Origin of the sequence: Nocardia sp. NPDC051052 (assembly GCF_044456045.1) — a bacterium.
Classification (GTDB): Bacteria; Actinomycetota; Actinomycetes; order Mycobacteriales; family Mycobacteriaceae; genus Nocardia.
Window position 1 is genome coordinate 145,358 of record NZ_JBITFL010000012.1, and the last position, 12,549, is coordinate 157,906.

The window sequence follows — 12,549 nt, forward strand, 5'->3', positions numbered from 1 at the left end:
TACGACAGAGCGGGCGCGGACGGCGTTGTCCTGCGCCCGCTCGAAGCGGTGTTCGCCCTACGTTTACGCGGGCTGCACTACTTGGTCGCATCGAATCCGACGCGAGCTCGGTGGGCCGAGCCGCGCGTCATTCGATCAGGCGTTACTTGATCTCGGCGAGAACCGTGCCCTGGGTGATCGCGGCACCGGCCTCGACGGACAGTCCGGTGACCACACCGGCCTTGTGCGCGTTGACCGGGTTCTCCATCTTCATGGCCTCGAGCACCACGATCAGGTCGCCCGCCTCGACGGTCTGGCCCTCTTCCACGGCCACCTTGACGACGGTGCCCTGCATGGGCGCGGTGACCGCGTCACCGGAGGCCGCACCGGCACCGGCGCCGCCACGCTTGCGCGGCTTGGGCTTCTTGCGGACCACGCCGGCGCCATTGCCCGCGGCGACGGGGCCACCGCCACCGAGGCTGAACTGCCCGGGCAGCGACACCTCGACGCGACGCCCACCGACCTCGACGACCACCTTCTGCCGGGGCAGGTCCTCGTCCTCGTCGGCCTGGGCCGCGCCGGTGTACGGCTCGACGGTGTTGTTCCACTCGTTTTCGATCCACTTGGTGTAGACGTCGAACGTGGTGCCGTCACCGATGAACGCGGGGTCCTCGATGACGGCCCGATGGAACGGGATGACCGTGGCAAGCCCCTCGACCTGGTACTCGGCCAGCGCGCGCCGGGCCCGCTCGAGCGCCTGGGTGCGGTTCTCGCCGGTGACGATCAGCTTGGCCAGCATCGAGTCGAACTGCCCGCCGATCACGCTGCCTTCCACCACCCCGGAATCCACCCGCACACCGGGGCCGCTCGGCTCCTTGTAGACCGAGACCGGGCCGGGCGCGGGCAGGAAGCCGCGACCGGCGTCCTCACCGTTGATGCGGAATTCGAACGAGTGACCGCGCGGGGTCGGGTCCTCCTTGATCGTCAGCTCTTCGCCGTTGGCGATGCGGAACTGCTGGCGCACCAGGTCGATGCCCGCGGTCTCCTCGGTGACCGGGTGCTCGACCTGCAGCCGGGTGTTCACCTCGAGGAACGACACCGTCTCGCCCTGCACCAGGTACTCGACCGTGCCCGCGCCGTAGTAGCCGGCTTCCCGGCAGATCGCCTTGGCCGAGGCGTGGATCTTGGCGCGCACGTCGTCGGACAGGAACGGCGCGGGCGCCTCCTCGACGAGCTTCTGGAAGCGACGCTGCAGCGAGCAGTCACGGGTGCCCGCGACCACCACGTTGCCGTGCTGGTCGGCGATGACCTGCGCCTCGACGTGGCGGGCCTTGTCCAGGTACTGCTCGACGAAGCACTCGCCTCGGCCGAACGCGGCGACCGCCTCGCGAGTGGCCGACTCGAACAGTTCGGGGATCTCCTCGATGGTGTGCGCGACCTTCATGCCGCGGCCACCGCCACCGAAGGCGGCCTTGATCGCGACCGGCACGCCGTACTCCTTGGCGAAGGCGACGACCTCGTCGGCGTTCTTCACCGGGTCCTTGGTGCCGGCGGCCATCGGCGCCTTGGCGCGCTCGGCGATGTGCCGCGCGGTGACCTTGTCGCCGAGGTCGCGAATCGACTGCGGCGACGGGCCGATCCAGATCAGGCCGGCGTCGAGGACGGCCTGAGCGAAGTCGGCGTTCTCGGAAAGGAATCCGTAGCCGGGGTGGATGGCGTCGGCACCGGAGCGCGACGCGGCATCGAGGATCTTGTCGAAGACGAGGTACGACTCGGCCGAGGTCTGGCCGCCGAGCGCGAATGCCTCGTCGGCGAGCTTCACGAACGGGGCTTCGGCATCCGGCTCGGCGTAGACCGCGACGCTGCCGAGGCCGGCGTCCTTGGCGGCCCGAATCACGCGCACGGCGATCTCGCCTCGATTAGCTACGAGTACCTTCGTGATCCGTGCGCTGGCGTGGCTGGGCACTGAGCCTCCTGTGTGAAATCTTTGGTCGCCCCGTGGTCGACGAAACTACGTCTGGGCGAGTGTAGGCAGTCTGCCAACAGACGCCGAACTCGGCCAGTCCTACTGAACAGTAGGTCGCGGATCGCCGAGGGGCCACCCCTACAGAAAGGCGTGCGTGCGCTACCTGTTGCGGGGTCGGCGGGCGGTACCGGCCGGTGCCGCACCGGGTTCAGTCCCCTGGGCGATCGGCATGCGCACCGAATTGCCCCATTCGGTCCACGAGCCGTCGTAATTGCGCACGGTGTCGAACCCGAGCAGATAGGTCAGCACGAACCAGGTGTGGCTGGAACGCTCGCCGACCCGGCTGTAGACCACCAGATCGTCCTCGGCGGTGTGCGCGCCGTAGATCGCGTCCAGTTCGGCGCGCGAGCGGAACCGGCCGTCGTTGGTGAACGCCTCGGTCCACGGAATGTTCGCGGCGGTCGGGATGTGCCCACCGCGCAACGCCGCGTCCTCCGGGTTGGTCGGCTTGATGGCCGGCATCGCGTAGCGATTCGATGGGGGGTGGTGGTCGGGTGACGAGTGGGCAAGCGTGCCGGAGTACTCCTCGGGCGAACGCACGTCGATCAGCGGCTTGCCGAGGTGCGCGAGCACGTCTTCGCGGAACGCGCGGGCGCTGCTGTCGTCGCGTTTGACGGCCGGATAGTCGCTGGGGGTGAGATGCGGGGTGTCGAATGTGGTGTCGCGTTCCTCGGAAATCCAAGCGCCGCGACCGCCGTCCAGCAACCGCACATCTTGATGCCCGAACAAAGTGAAAACCCACAATGTGTGCGCCGCCTGCGCGTTGCCCCGATCACCGTAGATCACCACGGTATCGTCTCGCTCGATTCCCTTGGCGCGCATCAACTCGGTGAATCGGGCTCCGTCGATGTAGTCACGAGTGACCGGATCGTTCAGATCGCCCCGCCAATCGATCTTGGTAGCGCCGGGAACATGTCCGATGTCATAGAGCAATATGTCCTCGTTGGACTCGACGATCTTGAGTCCTGACGTGCCGATGTTTGCCGACAGCCACTCTGTGGTTACTAGTCGGTGAGGATGTGCGTAAGAACCGAATGCGGGATGAGGGTCCGGAGCAGCGGGCACGATGTGGGTCCTTCACGCGTGGTAGACGGCGGTTTCAGCGGTTCAGGTCTCACAGCGATGGTATGTGTGAGGCGTTAGTGACTCTCGTTTCAGATCACAAATCGGCTGAATGAGCGAATAAATCGCACCTGCATCCGATAAAGTCTCCCGGGAGGAGGGGTGAGCTATGTCCGATTCTTGGCCGCGGCGGCGACTGCTCGCGATCTTACGTGGCGCCAGCGAGCCTCTCGATGCCCAGGAACTGGCCAGAATCACCGGACAACACGTCACCACGGTTCGGTTTCATCTGGACGTGCTCACCAGGGAATCACTGGTGCGGCAATTTCAGCAGCCGCCCCGCGGTCGCGGACGTCCGCGCATCGGATACAGCGCGGTGCAGCGATCGGTCGGTTATCAGGAACTCGCGCAGGTGCTCGCCGATCAACTCGGTCCCGATCCGCGCAGGCGTTCCGAGGCGGCCATCGCGGCCGGGCGGTCCTGGGGCGCGAAGCTCGACGCCGGTGACCATCGGATCGAATCGCTCGACGACGCCAAAGACGTCGCCATGACGGTGCTTTCGGAGCTCGGCTTCGCGCCGGAACGCGATCCGAACGAGACCGCCGAGCAGGCACTGATCCGGCTCACCGCCTGCCCGCTGCGCGAACTCGCGCGCACGCACTCCGAAGTGGTGTGTGGTGTGCATCTCGGCCTGATCAAAGAGGTCCTAGACCGCAGCGGCGCGCGCGGCGACGTGAATGTGCGCCTGCATCCGTTCGTCGAGCCGGAGCTGTGTGTGGTCCGGCTGGAGATGATGGCGCGGCGCGAGCAGGAGATGCGCCGCGAGCCGGACAGCCGTGAGGTGGTCACGGTGCCGGTGGCCGGGGATGCGACCGGGTCGGAGCCGCTGATCGCGCCACCGTCAGGTGGCCGAGTGGCCCCACAACTGCGTAACGGCGACCCCAACGTCGCCAAGCAGTCGGCGCAGCAGTGGTAGACCGATGCCGATCACGCTCGACGGATCGCCATCGATGCGGTCGACGAACCAGCCGCCCAGCCCGTCGAGGGTGAACGCGCCCGCCACCTGGAGCGGCTCGCCGGTGGCGATGTAGGCGTCCAGCTCGTCGGGTTCCGGCTTGGCGAAATGCACTGTGGTGGAACTGCAGTCGATGGCTTCGGCGGTAATCCGACCGTCCCGAACGCGCAGCACGCAGTGCCCGGTCACCAGATCGGCACTGCGCCCGGCCATTTCGCCCCAGCGGGCCCTGGCCACCTCGGCGGTGTGCGGCTTGCCCTGGAGCTCGCCGTCCACCAGCAGCATCGAATCGCAGCCGACGACAACACAATCGGCGCCGAGCTCGGGAATCATCCCGGCGACCGCCGCGGCTTTGGCCTTGGCCAGCTCGACGACGACCACCTCGGGTGAGGTGCCGTCGGGCAGCGCGGCTTGGATCGCGTCCTCGTCCACGTCCGACACCCGGACGATCGGATCGATGCCCGCCGAACGGAGTACTTCCCGACGGGCCGGGGACGCGGAGGCGAGAACGAACGCGGTCACCCGCGCAGGTGCGACTGCTGCGGGAAGGCGTAGGGGGAGAACGGCGAGGTGCCCCGGTGCATGAAGCTGGGCCGCCCCCACATGTCTGCCGGGCCCGACGAACCGGCCGACGCGCTCGCCGCGGCCGCGGAGAGCACACAGACCAGCGCCGCGATCTCCTCGTCGCTCGGGTTGCCCTTCACGACGGTGAAGAACGGCGCCGCGGCCTGGGCCGCGGACTCGGCGACAGCCACGTCGGCCGCCTCGACCTCGTCGGTGATCGAACCGACGGTCAGGTCGAGCTCGGCGGCGGTCAAAACATCTTCTTCTGCCACGGTCGTCACAGTGCCAGATCCTCTCTTTGCCTGATCAGGCGTGTTCCTCGGTCGAAATCAGCGGGCGAATGATGCGATCATCCTCAGATCCACTCATTGCGTCTCTACATCCAGTGTGCGCGGCCTACCGAGCGTATCGCTGGATCGCCACCGGGTGTTGCGGCCGGAATCACAGCGGGATGTTGCCGTGCTTCTTCGGCGGCAGCGCTACCATCTTGCGCTCGAGCAGCCGCAACGCCGAAACGATCTGGCCGCGGGTGTGCGAGGGCGGGATGACCGCGTCCACATAGCCGCGTTCGGCGGCGATGTAGGGGTTCACCAGGGTGTCCTCGTACTCGTTCTGCAGCTGAAGCCGCAGCGCATCGACGTCGTCGCCGCCCTTCGCGGCATCGGCAAGCTGCTTGCGGTAGACGAACCCGACGGCGCCGGAGGCACCCATCACGGCGATCTGCGCGGTCGGCCAGGCCAGGTTCACGTCGGCACCCATGTGCTTGGAACCCATCACGTCGTACGCGCCGCCGTAGGCCTTGCGGGTGATCACCGTGATCTTTCCCACAGTGGCCTCGCCGTAGGCGTAGAGCAGCTTCGCGCCACGCCGGATGATGCCGTTGTACTCCTGGCCGGTGCCCGGCAGGAAGCCCGGCACGTCGACCAGGGTGAGGATCGGGACGTTGAACGCGTCGCAGGTGCGCACGAACCGCGCGGCCTTCTCCGAGGCGTCGATGTCGAGGCAGCCGGCGAACTGGGTGGGCTGGTTGGCCACGATGCCGACGCTGCGGCCGTCGATCCGGCCGAAGCCGACGATGATGTTCATCGCGCGCTCGGCCTGCACCTCGAGGAACTCGTCGTCGTCGAGCAGCCGGCGGATCACCTCGTGCATGTCGTAGGGCTGGTTCGGCGAGTCCGGGATGATCGAGTCCAGCTCGCGGTCCTCGTCGGTGAGCGAGTCCTCGATGGCGCCGTCGATCGGGTCGGTGGCCGGGAAGCGCGGCGCCTCGGCGCGGTTGTTGCTCGGCAGGTAGGACAGCAGGTCCTTGACGTAGTCGAGCGCGTCCTGCTCGCCGGAGGCAACGTAGTGCGCGACACCGGATTTCACCATGTGCGTGTGCGCGCCACCCAGGTCCTCCATGGTGACGTCCTCGCCGGTGACCGTCTTGATGACGTCGGGCCCGGTGACGAACATCTGGCTGGTCCCGTCGACCATCACCACGAAGTCGGTGAGCGCGGGGGAGTACACGTGCCCGCCCGCGGCCGCGCCCATGATCAGCGAGATCTGCGGGATCACGCCGGAGGCCTGGATGTTGCGGTGGAAGATCTCGCCGTAGAGGCCGAGCGAGACGACACCCTCCTGGATGCGCGCGCCCGCGCCCTCGTTGATGCCGACCAGCGGACGGCCGGTCTTGAGCGCCAGGTCCATCACCTTGACGATCTTCTCGCCGTAGACCTCGCCGAGGCTGCCGCCGAACACGGTGACGTCCTGGCTGAAGATGCAGACGTCGCGGCCGTCGATGGTGCCGTAGCCGGTCACCACGCCGTCGCCGAGCGGCCGGTTCTCGGCAAGGCCGAAGTTCACGCTGCGGTGCCGCGCCAACGCGTCGAGCTCGACGAAGGAACCCTCGTCCAGCAGGGCGAGGATGCGCTCGCGGGCGGTCATCTTGCCCTTGGCGTGCACCTTGTCGACCGCGGCCTCACCCATCGGGTGCTGCGCCTCATCCAGCCGATTCCGCAGGTCAGCCAGCTTCCCGGCGGTGGTGTGGATGTCGGGGGCGCCCGCTGGATCTTGCGCGGACTGCTGCTGGACACTCGTCATGGCTCCGGAGTGTAACGAGTGACAGTGTTTCCCACTAACCCAGTAGGGGCTACCGGTGGGTAAAAAGCGCAGCTAGATCGTGTTGTTTTGGTGAATTTTCGGGTCGTTTGGCGCGTTTGCGCCGGTAGTAAACCGCTATCGCGCCACCTGGGGGCCCAGTTAGCCTGGAGGAGTCCAGTTTTCGTGCTCAGGGGGAGGAGCCCAGTTATGTGGGAATGGAGCAAGACCGTCGCGGAATACGCGGCCGCGGCGTCGTGGACGAGCTGTCACAACTACGAGAGCGAACCGACGATCCTCGATCCGGAAGGCAAGCCCGAGGTCACCCACGGGCATGCCGAGGGGGCCGACGGTGCGGCACGCGCACCGAGTGACGGGTACATCCTCGTCGGATAGTCGATGTCGACCTCGTCGGTCAGGCCACCGCGCACCAAGTAGCCTGCCCGTGTGACCAGGTCTCCTTTGGATGCAGAGCAGTTGCGACGCAGTCTCATCGAACAGCCCGAGCTGTCGTTTTTCCGCCACATCGAGGTGGTGGAGTCGACCGGGTCCACCAACGCGGACCTGATCGCGCGCGCAGGCGAACCGGACGCCGATCGCGCGGTACTCCTCGCAGAGGCGCAGGAGCAAGGGCGCGGGAGACACGCACGCACCTGGGTCAGCCCGCCGCGGGCACAGATCTCCCTGTCGCTGTTGGTGCGGCTGGACGGGATCGAGCCCGCGGTACTCGGCTGGCTGCCGCTGCTCACCGGCATCGCCGTGGTGGACGCACTGCGCGCGACGGCCGGTGTGGACGCGAACCTCAAGTGGCCCAACGATGTGCTGATCGATGGCCGCAAAGTCGCGGGCATCCTGGCCGAGGTCGCGTCAAGCAACGACGCACCGGCGGTGGTCATCGGCATGGGGCTCAACGTCAGCCTCACCGAGGCGGAACTGCCGGTGCCGCATGCCATTTCGCTCACCATCGCGGGTGCCGAGAACACCGACCGGACGCTGCTCGTGCAGTCGATGCTGACCGAATTCGCCCGTCGTTTCACGGCGTGGCGGGACGCGGGCTGGCAGACCGCCGACCTCGCCGTCGCCTACCGCGCGCGGTGCGCGACGTTGGGCGTGCAGGTGCGCGCCGAATTGCCAGGCGGCCGAACGCTTACCGGCGTCGCCACCGACATCGACGACGCGGGCCGCCTGCTGATCGGCGACCAGCCGGTCTCCGCCGGCGACGTCACCCACCTGCGCGCCCAATACTGAAAACGAAACAGCCGCACAGCTGCTGACCCCCGCACCGGTAATTGCCTGCGAATCCGGTTGCGGCAAATCAGAACTTGTGCGGCTGTTCGCGCCTACGCGGGTTGCAGCGCGCCCTTCGCGGCTTCCCTGGCGAACATCCGGTCGCGCTGCTCCTCGAACTTGAGCACGTCCTGCTCCAGCTTCTCGACGAACACCCCGAGCTCCTCCCGCGCCTGCTCACCGCGCGGCCCGAAGTCGTTGCGCTCGAAGATGTTCCACTGCTTGAGCACCGGCGCCACCACATCCTCCAGGTGCTGGCGCAGGTCGTAGATGCCGTGCTTGGCCATCAGCACGCCGTTGCGGCGGAAGTTGGGCATGCCCGCGCCGGGCATGATGAAGTGGGTCAGGATCTTGGTGATCGCCATCATCGCCTGATCGGGTGCCAGGTCGAGGCCCGCGGCGCACAGGTTGCGGTAGAAGATCATGTGCAGGTTTTCGTCGGCGGCGATGCGCTGCAGCATGCGATCGGCGACCGGGTCGTCGCAAATCCGGCCGGTGTTGCGGTGCGAGACGCGGGTAGCCAGCTCCTGGAACGTCACGTAGGTAACGCTTTCCATGAATCCGCCCCAGTTGTCCGGCGACGCGACCCCGTTGGTCATATGGATCATCCTGGCCTCTTCGAGGGCGACCGGATCCACGCCGCGGGTGACCACCAGGTAGTCACGAATGGCGATGCCGTGCCGGTTCTCCTCGGCGGTCCAGCGGCCGACCCAGGTGCCCCAGGCGCCGTCCTGAGAGAAGTTCTCCGCGAGTTCGCGGTGGTAGGAGGGCAGGTTGTCCTCGGTGAGCAGGTTGGTGATCATGGCGACTTTGGCCACCTCACTCAGTTTGGACTGCTCCGGCGCCCAGTCCTGCCCGCCCATCGCGGCGAAGTTGCGGCCCTCGTCCCACGGGATGTAGTCGTGCGGGTGCCAGTCCTTCGCCAGTGCGAGGTGCCGGTTGAGATTCTGTTCGGCCACCGGCTGAAGTTCGGTCAGGATTTCCAGCTGAGTCAGGTCTTTGGTCACGCATTCCTCCACGGTCGTATTCGGCTTTGTTCGAGCAGAGCTGTTTGCGGACAGAGCGTTCGAGCCAGATCGATCGGAGAACTTTCCTGCCGAGAGCGAAAACTCTAAGACGCGCGGGTTCGGCACACGCAGGCAGACGATTGTGCAGCACGACGCGGTTCGGTGTCCGGCATTTCGGCATCTTCACGCGGTAGTGTTCCCGCCATGGGTTATCCGGAGGATGTGCTTGCGCCGGAAGAGCAGCTGATCCTGCACCGTCATCCGCATTGGAAGATGTTGTTCTGGCCGATCGTGACGTTGATCGTGATCACCGCACTCGCCGGTTTCGCAGGGGGACTCGCTTCGCGCAAAGCCGAGGGGACGGCGCGGACGGCATTGCTGATCGCGGTGCTCGCGGTGTGGTTGATCGTCGTCGTGTGGCGTTGTGTCGCACCGGTTCTCAGCTGGAAGTCGACGCATTTCATCATCACCGACCGACGGGTGCTGGTCCGGCAGGGCGTGCTCACGCACACCGGCATCGACATTCCGATGAGCCGCATCTCGAGTGTGCAGTTCCGGCACGGGCTGTTCGATCGGATGCTCGGCACCGGGACGTTGATCATCGAATCGTCCTCGTCGGAGCCGCTCGAGTTCGACGATATTCCGGCCGTGCAGAAGGTGCACGCCTTGATGTACCACCAAGTCTTCGACGTGGAAAACGGCGATAACGGACGAGGCGAGCACAGGAGCGAGCACGGCGACTACCGATGAATGAGGCATCACGCATGAGGCAAAGGGGGCAGGTGACGGGTAAGCCCGTTAACCTGGGCGTATGACGGCCGTACTGCTAGCAGAAGACGACGAGGCGATTGCCGCGCCGTTGTCGCGCGCCCTGGGGCGCGAGGGGTACTCGGTGACCGTCGAGCGCTTCGGTCCCGCCGTGCTCGAGCGGGCACTGGAGGGCCATCACGATCTCCTCATTCTCGACCTCGGCCTGCCCGGCATGGACGGGCTCGAGGTGTGCCGTCAGGTCCGCGCCCGCGGCGCCGACCTGGCCGTGCTGATGCTCACCGCGCGCACCGACGAGGTCGACTTCGTGGTCGGGTTGGACGCGGGCGCCGACGATTACGTCGGCAAGCCGTTCCGCCTCGCCGAGCTGCTGGCCCGGGTGCGAGCGTTGTTGCGGCGCAGCGGGATCGGCGACGACACGGTGGAGGTCGGCGGCATCCGGCTGGAGCCCGCCGCGCGGCGGGTGCTGGTGAACGGCGTCGAGATCGGCCTGGCGAACAAGGAATACGAGTTGCTGAAGGTGCTGATCGATCGCGCGGGTCAGGTGGTGCCGCGCGAGACCATCCTGCGTGAGGTGTGGGGCGACGCCGAACTGCGCGGCTCCAAGACCCTCGACATGCACATGTCCTGGCTGCGCCGCAAGATCGGCGACGAGGGCCCGATGGCCGAGCGGCGCATCGTCACCGTGCGCGGTGTCGGGTTCCGCCTGAACACCGCATGATCGGGTCAGGCCCGGCGGCAGCCTGCGTGACCACGCAGGGCCTCCGCTCACGCGCCGAAGATATCGACTGACGTGCGACGCCGAATCCTGCGGTCCATGCTCACCGTGCTGACGCTCACCACGGTGGTGCTAGGCCTGCCGCTGATCTACACGGCATGGCTGTGGGTCGAGGACATCACCCGCGACGATCTGCAGAGCAAGCTCGAGCGGATCGCCTCGGCGATCATCGTCCAGGAACAGAGCGACGGCATGGTGCTCGGCGCGCTGGACACCCGATCGGTGGAGCCGCTGCTCCCGCAGGACGGCAAGCTCACCATCATCTATCCGGCGCCACAGGACAACGCGTCCCGCCTCGACGTCGGCGTGATGCAGGTTTCCGACCCCCTGGTCGAGTCGCTGTCGATGGGAACCAAGGGGTCGCTGCGCCTGGAGGTGCCCTCGGCGCCGATGCACGCCAGACAGCGTCAGGCCGTCGCGGTGGTGGCCCTGGCGGTGCTGGCCTCGCTCGGCGCGGCGGTCTCGGTCGCGGTGATCACCGCACGCCGGGTGGCCGATCCGCTGCGCGATGTGGCGGCACGGGCGGCGCGGCTCGCCATGGGTGACTTCCGGCCGGACCCGCGCAGGCACGGCATCTCCGAACTCGATCGGGTCTCCGACGTGCTCGACTCGGCCACCGTGGAGATCGCCGGGCGGCTGCAGCGCGAGCATGCCCTGGTCGCGGACGTCTCGCATCAGCTGCGCAGCCGCCTCACCGCGGTGCGGCTACGGCTGGACGAGTTGTCCACGCACGCCGATCAAGAGGTGGTGCACGAGGCCGAGGAGGCGATGGCGCAGGTCGATCGGCTCACCGACGCGATCGACGAGCTGGTGCGCGCCTCCCGCGACGAGGACGCCGCCGATCTCGATCCGGTGCCGGTGATGGCGGAACTGCGCGGGGTGGTCGCCGAGTGGACGCATCCGTTCACCGAGAAGGGCCGGTCGCTGAAGCTGATCGGGGACGAGTCGTTGCTGGCGCCCATCACCGGATCGCGTTTGCGCGAAGCGGTTTCGGTGCTGGTCGACAACGCGTTGATGCACGGCGGCGGCACCTGCACGGTGTCGGTGCGCACGGTGCGGCCCGGGGTCGATCGGGACCCGCTGGTGTGTGTGGAGGTCGCCGACGAAGGCGACGGGGTGCGCGACGAATTGGCCCCGCACATTTTCGACCGTGGTTTCTCCGCGGGCGGCTCGACCGGTGTCGGATTGGCGTTGGCCAGGGCGCTGGTGGAGGCGGATGGCGGGCGGCTCGAATTGCAGCGGCGCAGGCCCGCGTTGTTCGCGGTGTTCCTCGGCTCGTCCGCGTATCGCACGGTGAACGCGGTGGTCACCGAGCCGCGCTGAATCAGTTGCGGCGGAATGTCAGTTGCGGCGGAATTCCTCTTCGACCAGGTCTTCGAATTCGGCGGCGATCTCGTTCATTTCGTCGGGGAACACCCAGCGGCGCATCGCCCAGAACCGGAACGCCATCTGCAGCAGGTTGCCGATGATGAAGGCGCTGATGAAGTCCGCGACATTCTCGACGGTGAAGCTCACGTCGGGCTGACGCAGGTCGAAGACGTAACTCGAGATCCACAGCGGGATGAAGGCGAGGACCACGCCGACGCCGCTGACCCCGAAGAACAGCAAGGCCTCGTGATGGCGTTCGCGGCCGCCGCGATTCCGGAACGACCATTCGCGATTCAGGATGTACGACGCGATGACCGCGACGACACCGGAGATGATTTTCGCGGTGACCGGCTTCTCGGAAAGCACGGTCCATTTCAGCGCGTAGAAGATGCCGCTATCGATCACGAAGGTCGTCGCACCGACTATGGCGAACTTGATCAGTTCCCGATGCCGGTACGCGATCTCCGCGAGCGGTTTGGGAAGGACGCTCACCACGTCGTCGACGAAGGACACGGGGCCGAGTGTACCGCTACCCGGTGCCGGTGCCCCGGTGCGTCCGCGTGACAGTGACTTGCTGGGGAAGCGGGTGAGCCGCTCCCGCGTGGGGGCATTTCCG

At 66.9% G+C, this 12,549-nt stretch carries 12 protein-coding genes and 1 pseudogene; 6 read left to right on the forward strand and 7 right to left on the reverse strand.

Annotated elements, in window-relative coordinates:
* Window positions 1–142 precede the first annotated feature (142 nt).
* Both ACIBCN_RS34340 and ACIBCN_RS34345 read right to left on the reverse strand, forming a co-directional pair.
* The gene (locus tag ACIBCN_RS34340; protein WP_396995857.1) at window positions 143–1,945 is read right to left on the reverse strand and encodes an acetyl/propionyl/methylcrotonyl-CoA carboxylase subunit alpha; all 1,803 of its coding nucleotides are present in this window, start codon (window positions 1,943–1,945) and stop codon (window positions 143–145) included.
* A 159-nt stretch (window positions 1,946–2,104) separates the two neighbouring features.
* Window positions 2,105–3,070 (reverse strand): sulfurtransferase, encoded by a 966-nt coding sequence (locus ACIBCN_RS34345; protein WP_396995858.1) that lies wholly within the window; start codon window positions 3,068–3,070, stop codon window positions 2,105–2,107.
* Between the two features lie 166 nt (window positions 3,071–3,236).
* Between ACIBCN_RS34345 and ACIBCN_RS34350 the strand changes: the two genes are divergently transcribed.
* Window positions 3,237–4,043 (forward strand): helix-turn-helix transcriptional regulator, encoded by an 807-nt coding sequence (locus tag ACIBCN_RS34350; RefSeq protein WP_396995859.1) that lies wholly within the window; start codon window positions 3,237–3,239, stop codon window positions 4,041–4,043.
* On the opposite strand, the gene ACIBCN_RS34355 is transcribed toward ACIBCN_RS34350, so the two are convergent.
* The 3 genes from ACIBCN_RS34355 to ACIBCN_RS34365 form a co-directional block, all read right to left on the reverse strand.
* Complete coding sequence (locus ACIBCN_RS34355) at window positions 3,969–4,604, reverse strand: nucleoside triphosphate pyrophosphatase (RefSeq protein WP_396995860.1); 636 nt, start codon at window positions 4,602–4,604, stop codon at window positions 3,969–3,971. The two genes, ACIBCN_RS34350 and ACIBCN_RS34355, sit on opposite strands and share 75 nt — an antisense overlap.
* Window positions 4,601–4,927, reverse strand: coding sequence for an acyl-CoA carboxylase subunit epsilon (locus tag ACIBCN_RS34360; RefSeq protein ID WP_396995861.1), 327 nt, complete (start codon window positions 4,925–4,927; stop codon window positions 4,601–4,603). The genes ACIBCN_RS34355 and ACIBCN_RS34360 overlap by 4 nt, the downstream gene beginning before the upstream one ends.
* Before the next feature lie 160 nt (window positions 4,928–5,087).
* Window positions 5,088–6,728: an acyl-CoA carboxylase subunit beta gene (locus ACIBCN_RS34365; RefSeq protein ID WP_396995862.1), complete on the reverse strand. Its 1,641-nt coding sequence runs from the start codon at window positions 6,726–6,728 to the stop codon at window positions 5,088–5,090.
* A gap of 207 nt (window positions 6,729–6,935) precedes the next feature.
* On the opposite strand from ACIBCN_RS34365, the gene ACIBCN_RS34370 reads away from it, so the two are divergent.
* Window positions 6,936–7,121, forward strand: a complete 186-nt coding sequence (locus ACIBCN_RS34370) for a hypothetical protein (RefSeq protein ID WP_396995863.1) — start codon at window positions 6,936–6,938, stop codon at window positions 7,119–7,121.
* A 51-nt stretch (window positions 7,122–7,172) separates the two neighbouring features.
* Window positions 7,173–7,973: a biotin--[acetyl-CoA-carboxylase] ligase gene (locus ACIBCN_RS34375; protein ID WP_396995864.1), complete on the forward strand. Its 801-nt coding sequence runs from the start codon at window positions 7,173–7,175 to the stop codon at window positions 7,971–7,973.
* 92 nt (window positions 7,974–8,065) lie between these two features.
* Here the strand turns inward: ACIBCN_RS34375 and ACIBCN_RS34380 are convergent, their stop codons facing one another.
* The gene (locus ACIBCN_RS34380; protein ID WP_396995865.1) at window positions 8,066–9,019 is read right to left on the reverse strand and encodes an acyl-ACP desaturase; all 954 of its coding nucleotides are present in this window, start codon (window positions 9,017–9,019) and stop codon (window positions 8,066–8,068) included.
* A 204-nt stretch (window positions 9,020–9,223) separates the two neighbouring features.
* Here ACIBCN_RS34380 and ACIBCN_RS34385 point away from each other — a divergent pair, with 204 nt between their 5' ends.
* The 3 genes from ACIBCN_RS34385 (at window position 9,224) to ACIBCN_RS34395 (ending at window position 11,888) form a co-directional block, all read left to right on the forward strand.
* On the forward strand, window positions 9,224–9,769 hold the full coding sequence (locus ACIBCN_RS34385; protein WP_396995866.1) for a PH domain-containing protein: 546 nt from the start codon (window positions 9,224–9,226) through the stop codon (window positions 9,767–9,769).
* 61 nt (window positions 9,770–9,830) lie between these two features.
* Window positions 9,831–10,508, forward strand: a complete 678-nt coding sequence (locus ACIBCN_RS34390) for a response regulator transcription factor (protein ID WP_378717306.1) — start codon at window positions 9,831–9,833, stop codon at window positions 10,506–10,508.
* 72 nt (window positions 10,509–10,580) lie between these two features.
* On the forward strand, window positions 10,581–11,888 hold the full coding sequence (locus tag ACIBCN_RS34395; RefSeq protein ID WP_396995867.1) for a sensor histidine kinase: 1,308 nt from the start codon (window positions 10,581–10,583) through the stop codon (window positions 11,886–11,888).
* A 33-nt stretch (window positions 11,889–11,921) separates the two neighbouring features.
* Here the strand turns inward: ACIBCN_RS34395 and ACIBCN_RS34400 are convergent.
* A pseudogene (locus ACIBCN_RS34400) lies at window positions 11,922–12,446 on the reverse strand (GtrA family protein); the annotation flags it as partial.
* Window positions 12,447–12,549: the final 103 nt, after the last annotated feature.